Below are 21701 nucleotides of genomic sequence, written 5' to 3' on the forward strand. Positions count from 1 at the left end.
AATAGGCTTTTTTAGGCGGAACCGACTACTCGCTGCGGCATACGCTGTAGTAGCGGAAAGCCCGTAGGTATTTCGTGCGTTCCGCACGGCGGAACACATAAAGGAGGGGCTTATGCATAACGAGTTAGATGATTTGCTGATCCATATTTCGCACTCGCAGCAGCAGATGTCGAGGTTGCTGGATGCGGAACGGCAGGTGGTCGTGCGCATGGCACAGATCATACATGAACTGCCGGATGAGGAGCCGCGTTTTGATGGAATTCCGGGCATTATTGATAGCTCGGGACAAGTAAACAAAAGCATTGTTGCCTATTTGAACGGTATTGCCGACCTTCAGGAAGCAATGGCTGAAATGCTCGTTCGTGTCGTGAAGGAGACGGCATACCCGGAAGAGGAGTAGTGTAACAATCGAGGGTAGGGAGTGAACACATGAGTAGGGAAAAAGCAATGATTCACATGCTGGACGCAGCCTCCAAGATGCAGCGGAATGTGTCTATGATTCTGGAGGCCAAGGCGGTCGAAGCAGAAAAAATGCGTAATTGGACGCTGAACCATCTGGCGCCTCACGCATTTGACACCGATGAAGAGCAGTTGGGACGGCCTTTGGAAATTCACGAGCAGATGGTGGAAATGCTGGAGGGATTAACCCGGCTTCAGACTGGACTATGCAGTAATCTCAAAGCATTGCTGGACCAGGATGAGCAGCAGGGTGGCGGAATGGAAGGGATGATGGGAGGCATGGGCTCGGGGGATATGAACTAATGAGCATGAGGCGTGAACGTGAGATTAAGCTGGATATGATGGAGTCTATTGCTGCCAGCCAGCACGCCGTTGCCCGGATGCTGACCAGTCTTGCGGACTTGACGCCCCATGCGGATATGTCGGCTCCTCGTCTGGAAGAGACCATCCGTATACTCAGCAACTACCAGGGAGAAATCACGAAAATGTTGGCGGGTATTCCTTTAAGAAGACAGGTATATGGGAAACCAACGAAGCCATGGCTCCATGTGCCTGTTCAAAAAAATGAAACCAAGACGAGAAAGCAAAGGAGGAATGAAAATGAGTACAAGGTGGGAACGCACAGCTCGAGACAAAGCCCGCAAAAGACGTAAAGATGCCCGGCGTTCTAGCATTCGTAGATTAAAACGGAGAAGAAGACGTCTGCTTGCTCTTAGACGCCGTAAAAGGGGGCTTAATTCAGTACGTAGAAGACGTTCTCTTCTGCGGCGGCGGAAAAAACCTCAAGCTAACCCGGCCGCAGCTCCTTCTGCGGAGAACCCACAGCCCGTTCCTGTTGCATTAGAGCATGACCCGCAGGCATTCCAGCAGGGATATGATGCTGCTTACAATGAGGGTTTCAATTCAGGCTTTGCCAAAGGTTATGAAGATGGCCACCAGGTCGCTTACAAGGCACAGTAAACTATGAAAATCATCTATTACGGTTAACCCCCCGAAGCCTAGCAGCTTCGGGGTTATTTGCGTTTGGGCAGTTGGACGGGCAAACGCCAATTTTGTCCGGGCAGTGGCAGTCGTCCATGATGCGTTTGACCCCTGTGCATATAGTTTAGGAGTGACAGAAGTTTATCCTACAACAGGACAGGGTGAAGGATGTGAATGATCAACGAAGCGGAAATGAACGCGAAGCATACCGATGTGGCTATCGGGAAGGACGCAGAATGGGCGGTTGCACGGCTGCTCTGTCACAGGTCGTGGCAATACAACCTGCTGTTCGCCAGTTGAAAGTGTTGTATATTCCGCAAGGTTTCGCAGCTATAGACACAGGTGTGCAAGAGGCATTAAGTCAAATATGCAGCTCATGCGCCGTCGGTACTCCTGCCACGATGCTGGCTGACGCTAAGGCTCACCGTCCAGATCTCGTACTGGTCATGAATGGGCTGCATGTGTTTCCGGACGATCATCTGGAGCAGGTACAACAAATACGAGCCATGGGCATTCGGACGGCCATATGGTTTGTAGATGATCCCTACTTTACGGAGGATACGGCGTTGATCTGTCAATCCTACGATGTCGTTTTTACGCATGAAAATTCTTGTCTGCCGTTTTATCGTGATCAGGGAGTAACGAGGGTCCACTATATGCCGCTTGCTGTGTCAGCCCGTATCTTTTATCCCCGGCGGGTAGAACGTGAGCATCAGCATGATATTTGCTTCATTGGAAATGCCTTCTGGAACCGTGTGAAGCTGTTTGACTACCTTGCTCCCTTCTTGGCGGATAAAAGAGTGCTGATCGTAGGTGGGCACTGGGAGCGGCTGACCCGGCGGGATGTGCTGGAACGCTTTATCCGTCCGGGTTTTATGGAGCCGGAAGAGACCGCTCGATATTATAACGGTTCCAAAATTGTCATCAATATGCACCGCCCGACAGACCCCGGACTGGATAATCGGAATACACACCAGTTGTCAGCGGAGTCCATCAATCCTCGGACATACGAAATTTCTGCTTGCGGGACGCTTCAAATGACGGATGTGCGGAAGGATCTGAGCCGTTATTACCAACCAGGCTATGACATTGAGACCTTCACGGGAGCAGAGGAACTGAAAGTGAAGCTGGACTATTATCTCAAGCATGACTGGGAACGCGAACGCATAGCTTGGCGCGCACTGCACACCACCATGCAAAAGCATAGGTACTCGAATCGTATGGAAGAATTGCTGGACAAGGCGATGGCCTAAAGTAAACACCATAAACAGTGAGGAGTGAAAGTGATGACGATATCTACGACAGGACCGTATGACCCAGCTGTTCACCAGACGGCGGCGGCCTCCTGGGAGAAGGGGAGAGCTGCGGGGATCCATGACGGATACGACGAGGGATACCTGCGCGGACGCGCTAACGCGATTGTCTCGCGAACAAAAGTAACGTTCCCTTTTCGACAGATCCATGTACTGTATGTCGTCTCGGGCAAAGGCCTTCCGTATTCTCCGCTGGATGAGGCGGTCATTACCACATTGCAGAGTATGACGGCTCAGGTTACCGTAACAGACCCGCGCCAGCCGGTAGGAGATATTGCTGCTCAGCTTCGTCCGAATCTGATGCTGGCACTGGATGGGATGGATCTACCGTTAGAGCAGGTTGCTGCAGTACGCCAGTTGGGCATTCCCACTGCCATCTGGCTGACGGACGATCCCTATTACACCGATACGACGACCAAAATGGTGACGAATTATGATTATGTGTTCACCTTAGAAATGAACTGTATAGAACTGTATCGTCAGTTGGGCTGCACGTCGGTGCACTACTTGCCATTCGGGGCATTTTTGACTCACTATTTTCCACTCAGCTCGCCTGCTTCAGTGCGACGTGAGATTGGATTTACAGGCTCAGCCTACTGGAATCGCATCTATTTCTTCAATCCGATTATGCCGCAGCTTATGGCCCGCAACATTAAAATCAATGGAATCTGGTGGGATCGTCTTCCGGATTATCAGTCGTATGGTGACAAAATTGAGCTGGGCCGCTGGATGTCTCCGGGCGAGACCAATGATACGTATAACGGTAGCAAAATCGTAATTAATCTTCATCGTTCCCATCAGGATGATTCGGTGAACAACAACTCACTGAAAATTCCGGGGATTTCGCCAAATCCCCGCACGTTTGAAATTTCCGCCAGCGGAACGTTGCAACTGACGGATACAAGAGACGATCTGGCTCGTTTTTACAAGCCAGGGGAAGAGATTGAAACTTACAGTTCTCAGCAGGAACTGCTGGAGAAGGTTGAGTTTTATTTGACGCATGAAAAGGAGCGCCGTGAGATTGCTCTGCGTGCTCTGGAACGAACCCTGCGGGAGCACACGTATGGTCACCGGATTGACCAAATGCTATCGATCATCTTCCCATAAGATACACATGACGATGGTTGCTATTTTAAAGGAGGTGAACTCCGATCAAGCCGAAAATGATGCTATTCAGCCATGTCAGCAACGTCCGCAGCATTACAGGGGCGGAAAAGCTGCTACTGCATTTTTGTCTAGACATGCGTACGTATTTCGATTGCATTCTCGTAACGCCTGGTGAAGGACGGCTGACCTCAATGGCCCGCAAGCGCGGGATAGCTGTTCAGACTCAGAATTTGTTCATGCTGCATGGCATGTATACCCCCTATGAGGGATTGGCGCAGGATGCGGAGAATTTGCGGAACCATGTGGCGTATGCACCACTGCACCAGATGCTTCGGCATGCTCGACCTGATGTAGTGCTGGTCAATACCTGTGTGAACGTCATGCCCGCGATGGTTGCCCAAGAGCTTAATATCCCGGTGATCTGGAAAATAACCGAGGTCATTAACCAGAATGAGCATACGCCGATTTCTGTTTCGATTATCGAGCGTTATAGCCAGTGGGTCATTGGCATTTCGCAGGCTGTTATGCGCCCTTTGCATGGCGGGGGATTGACACGTCCGCATACGATGTTGCCTCCTTGCCGGGATATGAATATGCCGTCTCCCAAAGAGTATGTGCTGGAACGGAGAAGGAAACGTGAAAAGCTGGGACTGCGAGATTTTCATATCTGCATTGGTTATATTTCTTCCTTTATCTACGAAGCCAAAGGGCTGTTGCCTTTTGTCCACATGGCTCTAAAGCTGTGTGAAACCAATTCGCGGTGCCGTTTCTGGATCATCGGCAGCTCAGTGGATTCCGAGTATTACGTAAAATGTGTCTCTTTGATTCGCCAGTCTCGTTATAGCCGCCGCTTCCAATTTAGTTCATTCGAGGAATCTGTTTCAACAGCCTATAGCGCAATGGATATTGTGGTGATCCCTAGTATGGTGGAGGAAGGCTTTGGTATGACGGCTCTGGAGGGGCTGGTGTACGGCAAACCCGTAGTAGCCTTTGCGCAGGGCGGACTTGTGGAATTAATGGAGGCGACCGGAAATGCAGATTTTTTGGTAGAGCCAGGCAACAGCGATATGCTGGCGCAAAAAGTAGGCTATCTGCTCGATCATTCCGAGGAAGCGGAACGAATTGGTGTGCGTAACAACAGTGCGGCTACGCGTGTCTACGGACCTGATTCCTACCGAAGCAGTCTGCACGTTATGGTCAGTCAATGGGTATGTCATCATCCGCATTGGTTCCCGTTGATTCAGCAGCCGGGTGGTCCTGTATGGACGAGGGAAGGCGAAGGCCTGCGTCAGGTCACTGCAATACCGGAGGCTTATCTCAACACCGTTCGAGAATTTCCCGAATCGGTCGTTAATCAACTGCCGGTGCTGGGTCTGCCGCCAATCGAATATGCAGCCATTCAGGGTTTGCCACAACCAGTCCCCCCTTTGCCTGAGCCAACATCTGAGTTGCCTCGCCGCAAACGTAGTATTCGGGCAAGATGCCCAAAGGGCCGCAAGCATACCAGACTGCGGAGTCGCAGGTATAAGAGAAGCGCTGGCAGAAGCCGTCTCAAGAAAATTCACGGGTCCCCATTATATCGAAAATCCAAGTCCAGACAGAAGCTCAAGTGGAAATTCAAGCTCCAGTCACGGCGATCCAAAGCGCACAAGCAGAAGCGAGTCACACTCAAGGCCAGACAGCATTCCAAACAACGGTCCGGGTGAAATACGCCGGACCGCTTGAGATGAACGATAAGTCGGAGCGCAGCCAGTCTGCTGGATGGCTATTATTCATTGAACTCCACAATTCAATGAAACAACGACAGCAAAGGTGGGTTCCAAAACCATGAAAATATTGACCGTGCTCGGCACAAGACCGGAGATTATACGGCTCAGCCTGATTATTCCGAAGCTGGACCACTATGCAGATGAACATGTGCTTGTGCATACGGGCCAAAATTATACGGAAAGCCTGAGCGGACAATTCTTCCGCGAGCTGGGTTTGCGCGCCCCGGATTATGTGCTTCAGGAGAAAGCGGGAACGCTGGGCAAACAACTGTCTGCCATGTACTCGCAGATGGAGGACATTTTAAATAAGGAACGCCCAGATCATGTACTATTGCTCGGTGATACGAACAGCGCCTTATGTGCCCTGCTTGCGGAACGTATGGGTTACCCAGTTGTGCATATGGAGGCTGGGAACCGCTGTTATGATCTGGATGTGCCGGAGGAGAAGAACCGGCGCGTCATCGACGCGATTTCTACCATTAATATGCCTTATACAGAGCAAAGCAAGCAGCACCTACTACGTGAAGGCTTTCCAAGCCAACGAATTATACTGACTGGAAATCCGATCTATGAAGTAATGCAGCACTATGAGAAAGAGATATCTGGAAGCGAAATTTTGAAAAAGTTAGGATTGTCGCCGGGGAAATATTTCTTGGTCACTGCCCACAGAGCTGAAAATGTCGACCATCCGCCACATTTGCTGGCTATTTTGGATGGTCTTAACCGGGTAGCCCGGCAGTTCGGGCAGCGGGTCATTTGCAGTATCCATCCCCGCACCGCCGCTCGGATCGCAAGCCACCCGCCGATCCAGCTTGATCCGCTGGTAGAATTTCACGAGCCGTTCGGCTTTTTTGACTTCGTTCTGCTGGAGCGGCATGCCCGCTGCGCTTTGACGGACAGCGGCACCGTACAGGAAGAATGCTGTGTCATGGGGGTGCCGACCGTCACGATGCGTCGTACGACCGAACGGCCGGAAACGGTAGATTGCGGCAGCAATATCGTGTCCGGTCTTGATGGCGAGGTTATAGCAACCGCGGTAGCTATAATGACCGGGATGAACCATAAGTGGCAGTGTCCCGCAGGCTATCTGGCGGAAGATGTATCGGATAAGGTAGTCAAATTTTTGCTTGGAGGGAAACGGCATGTTTGAAAACCAACGTATCTTGGTTACCGGCGGTACCGGCTCTTGGGGGCATGAGCTGGTTACCCAGTTACTGCCGCGTAACCCCAAAGAGGTCATTATCTATTCACGTGGAGAATCGAGTCAGGTTGCCATGAACAGGCAGTTTGAGGATGAACGGCTCAGCTTCTGTATTGGAGATATCCGGGATAAGGACGCGCTGGTTACCGCTTGTCAGGGTGTGGACTATGTGTTTCATTTGGCGGCTCTCAAGCACGTACCTGTCTGTGAGGATCAGCCCTATGAAGCACTCAAAACCAATGTCGTAGGCACCCAAAACGTGATTGAGGCCGCTGTCGCCAATCAGGTAAAGAAAGTTATATATATATCGACTGACAAAGCCGCGAATCCGTCCAATTTTTACGGTATGACCAAGGCGATTGGAGAAAAATTGATTGTCTACGCCAATCTGCTGAATAGTGATACACGGTTCGTGACGGTACGAGGCGGTAATGTATTGGGCACAAACGGAAGCGTAGTGCATCTGTTTCAAAACCAGATTCGCCAAAAGGGGAAGGTTTCTATTACGGATATGAAAATGACCCGTTTTTTCCTGACCCTGCGTGATGCGATCAGTCTCCTGTTCAAAGCTTCGGTGGAAAGTGTCGGCGGGGAAATTTTTATCATGACCATGCCAACCTGTCGTATTTTGGATTTGGCTGAGGTGCTCATTGAAGATTCGGGCGTGGAAAACGTAGAAATTGTAGAGCAAGGTGTCCGTCCCGGCGAAAAAATTCATGAGATTTTGATGAGTAACTTTGAAAGCCTGACAACGGTTGTGTATGACGAGCAATATTTGGTCATTCTCCCAACGCTGAACATCCCCCAATTAAGAGACCGTTATAGTCAGTGTCCTCCGGTATCATTCAGCAGCTTTAGCTCGGAGTTTAATCTGATGTCAAAAGAGGAAATTCGAACTATCCTCCGGAGCGGGGGGTTCATTAAATGAAGCTGCTTATTTTGGGTGGTAACGGCATGGCGGGCCATGTCCTGGTCGATTATTTTCAAAATCAGGGCGGGCATAACGTCTTCTATACCACCCGTGATCCCGAAAATAAAGGCGGTCTGCTGCTGGATGTAAGAGACAGCTTTATGGTAGAGCAGTTGGTTCGCAGTGTGCGGCCAGACGTCATCATCAACGCGGTGGGTGTGCTGAATCAGTATGCCGGGGAGGATCAGATTACAGCATACCAAATCAATGGACTGTTGCCGCATCTTCTCCGGCGGACGGCGGACAGCATCGGTGCCCGACTCATTCATATCAGCACGGATTGTGTATTCGAGGGAAAGCGTGCTCCTGGTTTGTACAAGGAGACGGATCAGCCTGACGGGACAAGCGCCTATGCTGTGACGAAAATACTCGGAGAAGTAAAGGCGGCAGGGCATCTGACTATTCGTACCTCTATTATCGGTCCGGAAATTCGGAGGGAAGGCATTGGTCTGCTGCACTGGTTTTTGCAGCAGAGCGGAGATGTTGACGGATATCGCCGTGTCTTTTGGAACGGAGTCACGACACTGGAATTGGCTAAAGCGATACAGGTGCTTATGAATGAGCCGCTAGACGGACTCATTCATCTGGTTCACCCCGAACCGATCAGTAAACATGATTTACTACTGCTGTTCAAAGACATCTGGAAGAGGGAGGATATTCGGATCGTGCCGAAAGATGAGCCGGTGCAGGATCGGACGCTTCGTTCTACCCGGGCCGATCTGCTCTACGATGTTCCTCACTACAGCATCATGCTGAAGGAGCTGCTGGAATGGACAGAAGCACAGCGGAACAACGTCGGCCTGTCATAGTCATTACCGGAGCGGCAGGCTATACCGGGATGCACGCCTGCCTCTATTTTGCACAGCTCGGCTGGGAGGTGGCGGCGCTGACTCGCACTGCCGCTTCCGCATCAAAGCTGACCTCACTGGCTGGAGATGATGAGTACCCTAGTCCGGATGTCGGCACTCACGTCTGTATCACGCCTTATGTATGTGATTTGCTTGATAAGAAACGTCTTGGCGAAGTAATCCGCCAAATTGCACCGGATTATGTGCTTCATCTGGGCGGTAAAAATTCGGTGCCTGAATCATGGCAAAGTCCACTACTGTACATGGAATCCAATGTACTGTCCACATTGTATCTGCTGGATGTACTGCGCTCTTTCCCCAAAGTCCGAATTGTAGTGGCGGGTTCTCGCCTAAAGACGGCTTTGCAGGCACCGTATTATCCTCCGCACCCGTACAGCCTCAGCAAAAGCCTTCAAGAGGCAGTCGCGCTTTCGTGGGGTGCGCTGTTCGATCAATCCGTCATGCTGGCGGAGCCTTGCAATCTGATCGGCCCGGGTCCCTCCACGGGTTTCTGTGCACTGTTGGCAGGCTATATCGCACGCACCGAGCAGAGCGTGCGAGACGTGCAGAATGAAGAGCCCCCTGCCCTTGCTTCCGTTTCTGCACCGACTCCGTTTCAGGTTTCTTCACGGCATGCGCAGCGAGATTTTCTGGACGTGCGCGATGCTGTCCGAGCGTATAGCGTGCTACTGGAGCGAGGTGTTCCGGGGCGTGTATACCCTGTTTGCTCAGGCAAGATGATGCAGTTGGGGGATATCGTAGAACGTATGATTGCGTTGGCAGACACCCCTGTTGCCATACAATGGGGAGATGTGGCAGAAGAGGCGACCACGGATGTATATCAGGCAAAGGAACTAGAGGAACTGGGCTGGATGCCAACCATTCCGTTAGGGCAATCACTGAAGGATATGATTCGCTACAGCCGAGCCAGAAAGGAAGAAACGAGATGAGACCGAGTGTAACGATCGTAATTCCGTTTTATAACTGCAGGTACGTCGATCAAGCACTGCAAAGCGCACTGGAGCAAACCTACGGCCCGCTTGAAATCATTGTCGTCGATGATGGTTCAACCACGCATACTGAAATGCTTCATCCTTACCGTAAATATATCTATTATTTAGGTAAATTGAACGGTGGAACGGCCAGCGCGCTTAATCACGGCATCCGGCATGCCAGCGGTGAATATATTGCGTGGCTCAGCTCGGATGATACCTTCCACAAGGATAAAATTAACAATCAGGTTTCCTTTATGCTGGAGCAAGGTGCACATATTTCTCACACCAACTTCAACACAATCAATGAATACAGCCAAATCACAAGATACCAGGCGGGACCGGTACTTCCGTCGATACAGGAATTTTATCGTTTTTTTCTGAAGGGTAACCCGGTAAACGGATGCACGGTTATGTTCAAAAAAGAGCTGTTTACGGAGATAGGGTTGTTTAATGAGCTGCTGACGTATACCCACGATTTGGATATGTGGTACAGAGTTATACTGGCAGGATACGAGTTTCCTTTTTTAAACGAAGTGCTGGTAAACTACCGTTGGCATGATGAGATGGGAACGAACAAGCATCGGCACGTCATTGAACAGGAATACTTAATTACCCAGGCACGCTACAGAACCAGCTTAACTGAGCTGCTGAACGGATTTGCAGCTATGTAGTACAAATCAGAATATTGAAAAATTTTCAGCCTGTGACCTGCAGTGCCTGTATAGAGCACGCAGATTCACAGGCCAATTACAAATCACTAGTGATGGTAGGGAGAGTCATCTTAGTTAGGAAAATAATACTTTGTCATGATGCAAACCGTTACACAATAGATACCGATTCCCAGTCACCGGACGGGAATGTATGCTCTGGTACGTTATTGCCAGCAGCATCTTTTCCTTGAGCCTCAATGGAGATGGCACTTATGAATCCGGCTGCGACTGGAGATGAAACTCTAATTTCATATGCTGGCACTACAGTAGGAATCGTAAGTGTAACAACTGAATTTGGCGCACCCAGGGCAAATGTGGTTGTGAAATACAAGATTGACACCGTACCTGTCGGTGGGCTTCCGGGCGCACTGTACGCATTCACAATGATGGGTACAAGTGGAGCTGCTGTTGTATTACTGATACGTATTACAACAGAGCTCGAAATGAAAGTGCCATCTGGATTAAGGTTTTCAACGGCTCCTAACGAAAAAACGGCCATATTTCTCACCTCCTTGTAATACCAATATATGAAGAAAGAGTAGTAATAGAGTGTGTTAATATATAGAGGTGTTTAGTACAAATTAAGGAATCACGGCTTGTCCAATACCCGCAATTAACATTGCCCATCGACTTTTATTACCGCTGTATGTCGCGAAAAGATGATTAAACTACAGGCTGGTTCTATAAAGAACCAGCCTGTAGTTTAATCATCATAAAGCCACGATCATTGGACCTTGTGGGCTTCGGTTAAATACATCCGTCGGAAGGGGAATAGGAGGCTGTGTATGCCACCTGAACACATGAAGCTCTCTGTTACTGGGGATGGGGCGCAAACATCCGCCCTCTGCATAATATAGTTCGTGATCCGGGCCCATATACAACCGGTAATCGATCAGCTCATGCTCCTCGAAAACATTGGTATCAATAGGTGGACCAATAGGGAAAGTCTCCAGCTGCGCGAATGAAAGAGGAATCGATTCGTTGACCTCATAGCCCAGCAAACGGAACGTTTCGAAATCGCTGAAGGGATAGCGCAGACCATGGCTGATCAGGTGCATACCGTTCATGGGATCTCTGGCGATGTAAACCGCTGGGAAATGCTCGGGAAGTTGGCCATTATGCAATAACGGCTTGCCGTCGGGGAAGCTGGTCACCGTGGCATCCGACAGCTGGATTACCCGATCAAGACGAAAATGAAGAGCATGAAAAGTATCAAGCGACTCGACAAGCCGCTTCAGTCCTTTCTCGATTTGATAAATATTTCCTTTGGAGTCTCGAATGAGTATTCCATTAGGTAAGGAAGAATCCTTAGGTCGATGATGCGGATGCCCCGTAGTAAACTGTCCGGGGAAAAAGTATTCATCTAATGTGTAAATGAGGCGTTCAGGGTTAAAATGCCATTTTCTTAGAAATATTCGGCGATTTCTCTGTCCCCATTCAACTATATCGATTGAATTATGTGTAAAACTTGCGTTACCCTCATGATGGACATGACTGTCTCCTGCGATGAGGAGCCTTAATCCCTTTTTTAGTGTCCGATACCCGAAATCAATATCTTCATAGCCACCTCCCGGGAATGCTTCGTCTAAATACCCGATCTGACTTATCAATTGACGACGGAACAACATACAAAATCCGCTTAAAGCCGTTGCATCCCGCCAAAGTGAGGGATTAGTGACATTAAAATTTTTGCTGAATTCATGATATGTCTCTGTGGTTGAATAGGACATGGGAAGGCGTTGCATTGGCATCACCATATTGGACACAGGACCGACAATGCCAATATCCGCTGAGCTAAAAAGTGCATGAATTAAATTTTCCAGCCAATGGTGAGATACCATCGTGTCATTATTGAGCAGGAGAATAGTATCCCCTATAGATGCCTTAATACCTTGATTACAAGCTGCTGCAAATCCACGGTTAGTTTCATTCTCAATTAAACGTACATTCTCCCGACGACGTAGTTGATGTTGAGTACCGTCTGTCGATCCATTGTCAATACAGATCAATTCGTAAGGAATGGTAGTGTAGCGCACGATGCTATCCAGACACCGTTCTGTTAGTTTCCAGTTGTTTAACGTAAGGATAACGATACTGACCAGCATAAAATTCTCTCCTTAAAGAGTATTCAGAACCACTTGTAATTGGTGCTGATATGTCTGTCTGATGGTTTCTAATTCCTGTACAATAGCTTGGTAATGCTGGACCGTACCCATTTGTTCATGACGACGGTAGGCAGTGAGAGGCTCATCTAAATAGTGAAATTCTGTATGGTTCAATACTACACGAATCCAAAAATCATAATCATGAGTGTATAACAGCTTCTCATTGAAGTATCCAATGTTACGAACATAATCCTTTTTCATCATCACCGTACAGCCATTTAACGGGCAGTAGGAAGAAAATGCCTCAATAAAGGAACGTACTGTCGTAAATTTGGCAGTTGCATTGCGGCATATTACCTCGTTTGCTTTGTTAATGACATGATAATCGGTGAAACTGACCTCAGCTTGATGTTGCTCCATAAAATTCACTTGACGTTCAATTTTGGTCGAATAAAACATATCGTCTGAACTAAGCCAAACAGTATACTTTCCGGTGGACATTTGTATACCATAATTGAGCGCGGTTGCCGTGCCGCCGTTCATCTTTCCTAGATAATAAATGCGATCCATATAAGGGATCAAACGTTCCTGGTGCATAGTTGACCCATCATCTACAACAATAATTTCGATATTCGGATAAGTTTGATTTAAGACGCTGGCTACAGCCTGATCTACGTACGGACAGTTGAAAAACGGAATGATGACACTCACTTTCGGCAACGATTCCACGTTTCCTCACCCCGCAATCTTCATGTGCTTTCTCCCCACCATACGGTATGTTAAAACGAATTCATAATTGTGGACGATTGCCCGTGGTACTTCATTTTGGGGAGTTTATTTAAAGGAAAAAGAGGCAATTTACATCTCATTAATGTAACTGCCCCTTTTTTAGATTAGAGTGCTCAGATGTACGTTATGATCTAATTGGTGATTGAACTTTTTATTGCTGGTTCAAACCATAAACGACAGCGTCAATTTCCTGAAGCAAGTTATTAAACCGGTTTTGGAATTTATCTATGCCGAAAGATTCTATGGATGCCTTGCGATTTTTAGTTCCTATTTCCAACATGCGCTCTTTATTTTGAAGGAGGTCAACAACTATTTGCCAAAGTCCGCCCACATCACCTTTAGGCACTAAAAACTTCTCATTCCCCGTATTTTTGAGTAGCTCACCAAGTCCTGCTGAGTCATAAGCAACTACTGGTTTGCCGAATATCATCCCCTCAAGAGCAGTCATTCCAAATCCTTCATCAATCATGCTAGGTACGACTACGACATCAAGCGCAGGGTATAATTGTTCAATGTGGCTTTCGAACGAATGAAATATAATGCGAGATGGATCTAATGTTGAATACGCCAATACTTTGCATTTATTGAAGTATTCTGTTATTTCTGGACTTCCGGCAATAAGAAATTTCACTTGAGGAAAGTGTGACATTAGCATATCGGCCATATAGATAAATTGATCAATTCCTTTATGGACGGAGATCATTCCGCTTATGAGTCCTATTAGCGTTTCGTGGTCGCCGATATTATGGGCTCCCCTCAGACAACGACGATTTTCCTCCCATCTTTCAGGGTGCAATTCAGCATCATTCCAGGAAGGATATATAAGCCTATTTTTATTATTAACTATTGAACCCTTAAAAGGTGCAAGTACTGCTTCTGATATACCGATAATCCAATCTGCATAATGATTTACCATCCGTACTGCATCAATCTGATGTGCACCTGGATACAAGATTTCGTCTATTATCCAAACAACGGGAATGCCTGCTTTTTTTGCCGCAGCCGCAGGCAATGCATTAACCGATGTGTTAACCATCACCCAATCCGGCCTGTGAATGTGCAGAAGTGTTAATAGGGATTGGTAGTAATTAGAAGATTCTTGTTTTGCAAATTCCTGATGCATAGCTTGCGAAGATTCATACAAAGACCATAGCAGTGGAGAATCTTGAATGGCTATACGTATCCCCTTAGTTTCTGCTTCTACTGACAGCATGCCGCAACAGGGAACAACCAGCACAACCTCATACTGCTCGCTAAGGGTTTTAGCTAAAAAAAGTAGCCATTTCTCGGCACCCGACATTCGAGCCGGATGGCAAATATGTGAGAATAACATAACCTTAGACTTTACGCTCACGGGCTACATACCCTATGCACTTCTCGGGTATGATTGTCACCTCCTTTGGATAGGTAATTTACTATATGTGCAATGTCTATCTGTCGACACGACCATTCACCCATGTATTATTCATTGCAAGGTAGTCATATATAATAGTTTTAATTTTTATGTGGGCACTCATGTGTGTGAAATGATCGTTTTCGGTGCCTGTGTGTGCTTGTGCCTGCGCCAAGCTATGGAGCAACGCATAAAATAATGTGAAGAGGGGAGCACATATGGGCCTGTCATGCTGTCATAACAACGTGAGGGATGCATCTGTCTCCGTAGTTGCTGGTAAGGCCCAAGCGCCGACCCGTTCAGGTTTGAAAGGAGGGGCACTAGTGAAGGCTTTGGTCACCGGGGGAGCAGGGTTTATTGGTTCCCAGCTGGTACGTGCGCTTGCTGACTCGGGCATCAGAGTACATGTGCTGGATAATCTGACGACCGGGAATGCTGCAAATGTAGATCCGCGCGCGGTCATGCATATTGCAGATATTCGCAGCTCTGAAGCCAGGACGCTGCTAATTCGGGAAAGCCCGGACATTGTGTTTCATTTGGCTGCACAGGCTGATGTGCAGCATTCCATCCATCACCCTGATGAGGATGCGGATGTGAATGTGCTGGGGACGATCCATTTGTTGCAGGCTTGTCGTAAAGCGGGTGTGTTGAAAATCATATTTGCCTCCACATCCGGCGTATACGGAGAACTGCAAAAGCAATGTATTCAGGAAGACGATCCTGTGGAGCCCATTTCAGGCTACGGACTGTCCAAGCTGACCGCAGAATCGTATATTCGGCTTTTTCATCGCTTGTACGGCTTGAACTACACGATTTTGCGTTACGGAAATGTGTATGGCCCCGGCCAGGCCGTGAAGGGAGAGGGCGGTGTAGTCGCTATTTTTATGGACCGGCTGAAAAAAGGCAGCCCCTTGCTCATTCACGGCGACGGGACGCAAACCCGTGACTTTGTGTACGTCAAGGATGTAGTTCGAGCCAATATGGCGGCTATACATGCAGCGGATCAACGCACAGTGCATGTAAGTACGGGACGAACGACGTCCATCAATCGGCTGGCCTATGATTTACTAAAGCTGCACGGTTCGTCTGTGCGGCCTGTGTATTCACCGGCGCGGGCGGGAGACATTCACCATAGCTGTCTGAGCAACGCAGTCGCCAGACATTGGCTTCATTGGGAACCGCTATACGGGATCTCTGCCGGTCTAAAGGAAACGTACGTGAGCAGTATGGACACGGACAAAGAAGGCATCTAGGGCTAACGAGCGCGAGGATCAAAAAAGAGACTGAGGGAACTCTCAGCCTCTTTTCAGTTTGAACAGAAATTATAGGTTCTCGCCAGCCAGCATGAAGGCTTGATCGAGGACAGCCGCACCGTTTCCTCTACCGTAAGCCAACGTGTCAATAACATCTACAGGGATGCCATAGGGAGCTGCAATTTCAGTTACTGGCTTTTTACGCATCCGCACCTGAGGTCCGAGTAAAATAGCAATCACTGGCTCTGTCATGCCTTCCAGCTCTTCCTTAATAGTGCTTTCGGGGATCGCTTCGATGTTCAATTCTATGGATCTCGCTGCGGCTTCTTTTTTCATCTTGGAAACCAGAATGGATGTCGACATCCCCGCAGAGCATGCCAGAATGATTTTTTTCATATCAAGAGCGCCTCCAGAAATTTATTTTAACTACTTATACTCTTCATCCAGATTAGCAACAAACAAGCGTTCCTTGATAACAGCTTGATACCAGTAGCCGGATTTCTTCAAATGTCGACTTCGATCATTTTCCAGGTTAATTTCCACCAGTCCATAGCGATTTTTAAAAGCATTCATAGGAGAAACGTTGTCTGTGAAGGCCCACAGCATATAACCTGTACAGTTGGAGCCTGCTGCTACGGCTTGTAACGTGTAGTATAAATGCTCAGTTATAAAGTCAATGCGATAGTCGTCCTGAATGATGTGTTCCTCATTTTTAAAAGCAGCTTCATTTTCAATCCCCATGCCATTTTCCGCAACAAACCACTCGATATTGTTATATTCGTTCTTGATACGCATTCCCATATCGTAAACAATTTTAGGATAAATTTCCCAACCTCGTGACTTGTTCATTCTTTTACCCGGAAGGTCGAAATGCTCGTAGTAGTAAGAGGGGTGAAAAGGAATGTTTTCGTTCCACGCTTTACTCTGCGCTTTGACCCGGTGGGGATAATAGAGATTGATTCCAACGTAGTCAACGGTATTTTCCTTAATCAAGGCCAGTTCCTCCGCCGTAGCTTCAAAGGCAATATCATGCTTGCTCATGAGCTCGAACAATTCTTGCGGGTATTCGCCTTTAATAAGCGGGTCCAGAAATACTCGATTGTAAAATAGATCATACACATGTGCTGCATACTGGTCATGAGGGGCACTGGATCGGGCATAGGTCACTTCGGGATTCAGAATAACCCCTATTTTAGCCCCGTTCTCACTATAATTTTTGGCTTTGAAAAGCTGTACACACTTCGCGGTAGCCAGCGTTTTGTTATAGTTCCATTGCATCCACTTCCGCGTATTTTGTTCATAGGGATAGCGAAGGGCATCCAGATAGACGCGAGTCTGTACAACAATGGGCTCATTAAACGTAAACCAGTGCTTGACCCGATCCCCGTACCGTTCAAACACCTTTTCCGCATATTTCACAAACAGCTCTACCACATGCTTGGAAGACCAGCCCTCATATTTGTCGAGCAAATAAGCAGGTAATTCATAGTGTTCCAGACAAATCATCGGCTCGACTCCGCTTGCAATCAACTCGTCAATGACCCTGCCCATATAATCCGCATAGGTTTCATCCACCACAATATTCTCATAATCCGTTAAGAAGCGGGACCAGTTAATAGAAGTGCGATAATGAGTTAGCCCAATCTGCTTCATCAGGGCAATATCCTCGGCATAACGATTATAAAAATCGGTTGCACCTGCGGGTCCATATCCATTGTGCCAGACATAGCGGTCATTTTTGTACCATAAGTCCAGATACGAGTCTTGACCTTCCTGTTTACCGCTCCAACCCTCTGTCTGCCAGGCGGAAGCCGCTGCTCCCATAATAAAATTCGGCGGAATTTGTATTGTGTGTTTAGCCATGACATGCTTCTCCTTTTCATTCTATAGATTCCCCAAGGCGATCCTCTACGGGTGTATCTCTACAGTAGCGCATTATTCAGTCGTTCGCTTGTTGGCAATTTTGACGAACGGAAAATAAATGATAATGGCTACCATAATACAAATAATCTGCGTTACGACGGCGCCAATGCTTCCACCTGTAGACAGGTAGGCATTAATAATAGGCGGAGTAGTCCACGGAACCATAACGACAGCTTTACCTGCGAATCCAAGCAACGTCGAGAAGTAACCAATTGTTCCTGTGATGAGTGGAGTTATAATGAAAGGAATCGCCATCAATGGATTCAGCATAATTGGAAGTCCGAAAATGACAGGCTCATTAATATTAAACAGACCTGGCCCAAGTGAAAGCTTGGTAATTTCCTTCATATCCTCACGCTTGGAAGCGATCATAATACTGATCAAAAGGGCCAGCGTAACTCCTGAACCTCCAATACTCATGTATACATCCCAGAAAGGCATCGTAATAATGTTCGGAATGGGGAGCCCTTGATCATATGCAGTCATGTTGACCGTAATCGCTCCAAGCAGCAGAGGTTCACGGATGGGCTTTACCATTTGGTTTCCGTGGATACCGATCACCCAGAAGGTTTGCGCAACCAGCATGAGTACCAGTATACCTGGCAGCCCTTGGACTATGGTCTCCAGAGGTTGTTGCACCACATTATAGACAGCATCGTATAGGTAGAGCCCCGTAAATTTATGAAAAAAGAATCCAAGCATCGAGAAAACAGTTACCGTAATAATGGAAGGGATGAGTGCGGAGAAAGAAACGGCTACATTGCTGGGAACACTTTCAGGCATTTTAATCTTTAGCTTATCGGACTTGCCCAGTTTGTTGTATAGCTCAACGGATAGGATACTTATGAAAATACCCAAAAACAAGCTTTTGGTGTCTGTGAATTGACGGGCGATGACGTCCGTTACTTTTTGCATTTCTCCGTTAACCATCAGTTCGATTGTGGTTGGTGTCACAGAGATAAAACAGATGAGGGCAAGTAAACCAGGAAAAAGATTTTTCTCTCCATTAATTTTTCCTAGCTCCAGGCCAATCATAAAAATAGCTAGAATGGTGAGGATATTCAAGCTGGCATAGTTAATGCTTGAGAAAATCGGTTTGTACTCTGCTAGGAATGAGAATGGCTTAAAATGGGCCAGACCATTGACTGGGTCCATGACCATATTGGAGATCAGTACAGCAAAGGCACCCACAATAATAACAGGCATTAAGGTGATAAAAGCCGATTTGATTGCTATTATATATTTAAAATTGTTAATTGCATTTGCCACCGAGGTGAGACCATCGATCAGTTTGTCTTTGAAAGCCATGGCTAGCGCCCTCCCTCTACGATTTTAATCCGAGCTGATCAATGCGTTCATACAGGTCTATAAATTCTGAGGCCATATCGTGAATGGTGATGGCATTCATCAAATGATCTTGGGCATGCACCATCATGACGGACATCTCTGTTTTTTCACCGGCTGCTTCCTTACGAATGATTCTGGTTTGAATTTTGTGGGAAGACACTAGTTCTTTTTTAGCTGAGGCCAGTTCTTCTTTGGATTCCCGAAATTTGCCCGCCTTTGCAAGCTCAATCGCTTCCATCGCCGAGCTGCGCGCATTCCCAGCGTATAATATAATTTGGAATACGATCTCTGTATCATCCATGTCCTCCATGTTCACAGCGTGTTCTACTGATTCATCATTATTCATATGTTCTTGACTCCTTTCATTCATTTGCTCGTATCGCCATTATAATTTGGAATCGCTTTCAACATAACGCATATTATTTCCTCTTCTTAACGGAAATCAATCGGTCTTTCTAGTTGATATCTCTATTACTAAACATAAAAAGAGAGAAATCCCTGCCATATAGGCTTCTGATTTCTCCTTTACTTGCATCCTGCTAATTTTCAACTATTTTTATGCAGCACCTCTACGAATTCCGTGTATGTTTTGCAGCGAATAAGCTGCTGGACTAGCTTTTCATGATTTAAAATGTTAAGCAAAATATGATACATACTTTGTAAATCTTCTGATTTGGTGCGCTGTATGCAGAGCATGCAAATAAACTGTACGGGCTTGCCATCCCAGTCGATAGCTTTTTGTAATGTACAAATGGCCCAAAACGTGGAATCAGCAAAAGGTTCCAGCGGATGCGGAATCGCGACAAAGTTGCCAAATGAAGTGGGGGAAACAGCTTCACGCTCTATCACAGATTGCAACAAAGGACCTTTTACAAGACCTGCTTCTTGTATCTTTTCGGCTATGAATTCAAGTGCTTGCAGTTTGTTATCCAACTTCTGCTGAAGAAAGACCAATTTTTTTCGTATATATTGTACAGCAGGAAGTTTTGACTCTGAGATGGCTTGTTCAATTTTAGTAATATCCGAACTGCCCAAAAATGTATTCACATGGATCATGGGGATAGAAAGCGGTTCTGATATGGGGATCGTGCTAATAATAAAGTCCAATGCATCCAACGGCATTTGCCTCAGCTTATAAAATTCAGTGGTTCCTACGATCTCCAGCCTGGAACCGAAAACGGATTGAAGCTTGTAGTACAGCAGCTTTGCGCTACCGAGTCCAGATGCACATACGATCATACATCTTTTGGGTGTGCCCTCCATTTTCTTTCTCTCCATTGCGACTCCGATATGAATGGCTAAATACCCAATTTCATTGTCCTCGATGTGTATATGAAGTCGCTGTTTGATAACTTCCGCAGCAATGATGCCTGCTTCAAAAGCAAGCGGGTAGTGGGCTTTGATTTCATCCAGCATGGGGTTGCGCAAATTCATTCCGTATTGATAACGATTCAGGACTGGTTTGAGATGAAGGCAAAATGCAATCAGCAATTCTTGATCGTTTTGAATGTTCATGTTCAACTGCTGATCGATTCGGTCTAATATTTCGATCGTCAGTTCGTAAATATTTTTATCAATAATTTTTTTAATCTCTACTTCATCCATATGGACCCTGACAACGGTCCTTACACCCAGCAAGTGCACAGCAATGTACGCAATTTCAACAAGTGGAAAGGAGTGTTTCATGTTCTGTTCCAGAGCAGATACGATCTCAGTCGCGACCCTAAACTCTTTTTGCGCTTCGATTTTTTTCATCTCTTGAGGATAATACGATACATACCTCTCTTCACGAATACGCTTACATGCTATAGCGATATGAATGACCAGATTATTCAGGGCAATGTCTGACAACTGAATATCATGATACTCAATCCGATCCAGAATCACTTCTCTTATGAGTTCCAGCTCTTCGTTAGAGATCAAAGAAGGGTGGGGCATCTGTTGCCCGCCTATTTCATCTGTCCTGTTAAATATATAGTCGGAAATGCAATAACGCAGCTTGGCCTCATTCCCCTTAATTCGAATACCATGATACGGTCTGTTCTCCAGAGATAGTCCATAAGTTGACAGTAATTTGCGCACTTCTTTGAGGTCATTCTGTAAAGTAGATCGGCTAACATACAGCATCTCAGCTAAATCATCAAGTTTGACGTATGCATGAGTAAGCAGCAGTTTTTTTATTAAAAAACGATGTCTGGCTTCAGAAGAACTCGCTAATAGATGGGGCACATTGTTTTCATAGTCCTTTAATTGCTTCAGCAGATGATGAAATGCTTGTTCGTCCTGAATCTCTAGCTTGTAGCCTGTTCCTTTAAGGGGTTTGACAGCCGCTCCATGCCGTGACAACAGTGCATTCAATTCCTTTACATCTGTTCGTATGGTTCGAGAAGATACCTTCAATGCATTCGCCAAATGTTCACCCTTGATCATCTGTTCAGCAACCAATATACGTAGAATATCAAAAATACGCAAAACGAACCCCCTTTCTGAGCTGTTCTGATGAACAGTATACAATGCTTAGAGCGTAACCAAAAGAAG

At 46.9% G+C, this 21701-nt stretch carries 22 protein-coding genes; 13 read left to right on the top strand and 9 right to left on the bottom strand.

All coding sequences use genetic code 11. The features are described from left to right. The first annotated feature begins 112 nt into the window (after positions 1-112). The 12 genes from C0638_RS13295 to C0638_RS13350 all read left to right on the top strand — a co-directional run bounded on the left by C0638_RS13295 (position 113) and on the right by C0638_RS13350 (position 10314). Entirely contained in the window at positions 113-400 is a 288-nt protein-coding gene (locus C0638_RS13295; RefSeq protein WP_013372834.1) for a hypothetical protein, read from the top strand. 29 nt (positions 401-429) lie between these two features. Then, on the top strand, positions 430-762 hold the full coding sequence (locus tag C0638_RS13300; protein ID WP_013372833.1) for an alpha-helical endospore appendage domain-containing protein: 333 nt from the start codon (positions 430-432) through the stop codon (positions 760-762). Next, positions 762-1112, top strand: a complete 351-nt coding sequence (locus C0638_RS13305) for a hypothetical protein (protein ID WP_013372832.1) — start codon at positions 762-764, stop codon at positions 1110-1112. The genes C0638_RS13300 and C0638_RS13305 overlap by 1 nt, the downstream gene beginning before the upstream one ends. Beyond that, positions 1060-1419 carry a FliH/SctL family protein gene (locus tag C0638_RS13310; protein ID WP_155617182.1) on the top strand — a complete coding sequence of 120 codons (360 nt, stop codon included), beginning with the start codon at positions 1060-1062 and terminating at the stop codon, positions 1417-1419. The genes C0638_RS13305 and C0638_RS13310 overlap by 53 nt, the downstream gene beginning before the upstream one ends. 182 nt (positions 1420-1601) lie before the next feature. Next, positions 1602-2693, top strand: coding sequence for a CgeB family protein (locus C0638_RS13315; RefSeq protein WP_058711995.1), 1092 nt, complete (start codon positions 1602-1604; stop codon positions 2691-2693). Between the two features lie 33 nt (positions 2694-2726). Beyond that, complete coding sequence (locus tag C0638_RS13320; protein WP_040102962.1) at positions 2727-3860, top strand: CgeB family protein; 1134 nt, start codon at positions 2727-2729, stop codon at positions 3858-3860. 56 nt (positions 3861-3916) lie between these two features. After that, a complete protein-coding gene (locus C0638_RS13325) occupies positions 3917-5566 on the top strand; it encodes a glycosyltransferase (RefSeq protein WP_040102963.1) in 1650 nt (549 codons plus the stop codon). A 121-nt stretch (positions 5567-5687) separates the two neighbouring features. Continuing rightward, entirely contained in the window at positions 5688-6779 is a 1092-nt protein-coding gene (gene wecB, locus C0638_RS13330) for a non-hydrolyzing UDP-N-acetylglucosamine 2-epimerase (RefSeq protein ID WP_040102964.1), read from the top strand. Then, positions 6772-7758 (top strand): polysaccharide biosynthesis protein, encoded by a 987-nt coding sequence (locus C0638_RS13335; protein WP_013372825.1) that lies wholly within the window; start codon positions 6772-6774, stop codon positions 7756-7758. Before wecB ends, C0638_RS13335 begins: the two co-directional genes overlap by 8 nt. After that, complete coding sequence (locus tag C0638_RS13340; RefSeq protein WP_040102965.1) at positions 7755-8609, top strand: dTDP-4-dehydrorhamnose reductase family protein; 855 nt, start codon at positions 7755-7757, stop codon at positions 8607-8609. Before C0638_RS13335 ends, C0638_RS13340 begins: the two co-directional genes overlap by 4 nt. Beyond that, a complete protein-coding gene (locus tag C0638_RS13345) occupies positions 8570-9598 on the top strand; it encodes an NAD-dependent epimerase/dehydratase family protein (protein ID WP_058711996.1) in 1029 nt (342 codons plus the stop codon). The genes C0638_RS13340 and C0638_RS13345 overlap by 40 nt, the downstream gene beginning before the upstream one ends. Then, a complete protein-coding gene (locus C0638_RS13350) occupies positions 9595-10314 on the top strand; it encodes a glycosyltransferase (RefSeq protein WP_058711997.1) in 720 nt (239 codons plus the stop codon). The genes C0638_RS13345 and C0638_RS13350 overlap by 4 nt, the downstream gene beginning before the upstream one ends. Positions 10315-10462: 148 nt before the next feature. Here the strand turns inward: C0638_RS13350 and C0638_RS13355 are convergent, their stop codons facing one another. The 4 genes from C0638_RS13355 to C0638_RS13370 all read right to left on the bottom strand — a co-directional run bounded on the left by C0638_RS13355 (position 10463) and on the right by C0638_RS13370 (position 14601). Then, a complete protein-coding gene (locus tag C0638_RS13355; RefSeq protein WP_040102968.1) occupies positions 10463-10852 on the bottom strand; it encodes a hypothetical protein in 390 nt (129 codons plus the stop codon). Positions 10853-11063: 211 nt separating this feature from the next. Beyond that, complete coding sequence (locus C0638_RS13360) at positions 11064-12458, bottom strand: glycosyltransferase family 2 protein (protein WP_040102969.1); 1395 nt, start codon at positions 12456-12458, stop codon at positions 11064-11066. Between the two features lie 12 nt (positions 12459-12470). Next, on the bottom strand, positions 12471-13187 hold the full coding sequence (locus C0638_RS13365; RefSeq protein ID WP_040102970.1) for a glycosyltransferase family 2 protein: 717 nt from the start codon (positions 13185-13187) through the stop codon (positions 12471-12473). 211 nt (positions 13188-13398) lie between these two features. Beyond that, positions 13399-14601 carry a glycosyltransferase family 4 protein gene (locus tag C0638_RS13370; RefSeq protein WP_040102971.1) on the bottom strand — a complete coding sequence of 401 codons (1203 nt, stop codon included), beginning with the start codon at positions 14599-14601 and terminating at the stop codon, positions 13399-13401. A 362-nt stretch (positions 14602-14963) separates the two neighbouring features. Between C0638_RS13370 and C0638_RS13375 the strand changes: the two genes are divergently transcribed. Next, positions 14964-15893: an NAD-dependent epimerase/dehydratase family protein gene (locus C0638_RS13375; RefSeq protein ID WP_040102972.1), complete on the top strand. Its 930-nt coding sequence runs from the start codon at positions 14964-14966 to the stop codon at positions 15891-15893. Between the two features lie 69 nt (positions 15894-15962). Here C0638_RS13375 and C0638_RS13380 read toward each other — a convergent pair whose 3' ends face one another. The 5 genes from C0638_RS13380 to C0638_RS13400 all read right to left on the bottom strand — a co-directional run bounded on the left by C0638_RS13380 (position 15963) and on the right by C0638_RS13400 (position 21635). After that, a complete protein-coding gene (locus C0638_RS13380) occupies positions 15963-16289 on the bottom strand; it encodes a PTS sugar transporter subunit IIB (protein WP_040102973.1) in 327 nt (108 codons plus the stop codon). A gap of 30 nt (positions 16290-16319) precedes the next feature. Further along, positions 16320-17756 carry a glycoside hydrolase family 1 protein gene (locus tag C0638_RS13385; RefSeq protein WP_040102974.1) on the bottom strand — a complete coding sequence of 479 codons (1437 nt, stop codon included), beginning with the start codon at positions 17754-17756 and terminating at the stop codon, positions 16320-16322. 72 nt (positions 17757-17828) lie between these two features. Next, positions 17829-19124, bottom strand: a complete 1296-nt coding sequence (locus tag C0638_RS13390) for a PTS sugar transporter subunit IIC (protein ID WP_025675311.1) — start codon at positions 19122-19124, stop codon at positions 17829-17831. 16 nt (positions 19125-19140) lie between these two features. After that, the gene (locus C0638_RS13395) at positions 19141-19509 is read right to left on the bottom strand and encodes a PTS lactose/cellobiose transporter subunit IIA (protein ID WP_013372812.1); all 369 of its coding nucleotides are present in this window, start codon (positions 19507-19509) and stop codon (positions 19141-19143) included. A gap of 200 nt (positions 19510-19709) precedes the next feature. Next, positions 19710-21635: a BglG family transcription antiterminator gene (locus C0638_RS13400; protein WP_082689672.1), complete on the bottom strand. Its 1926-nt coding sequence runs from the start codon at positions 21633-21635 to the stop codon at positions 19710-19712. Positions 21636-21701 lie beyond the last annotated feature (66 nt).

The sequence above is a fragment of the Paenibacillus sp. lzh-N1 genome (genome assembly GCF_002872435.1).
GTDB lineage: Bacteria > Bacillota > Bacilli > Paenibacillales > Paenibacillaceae > Paenibacillus > Paenibacillus polymyxa_C.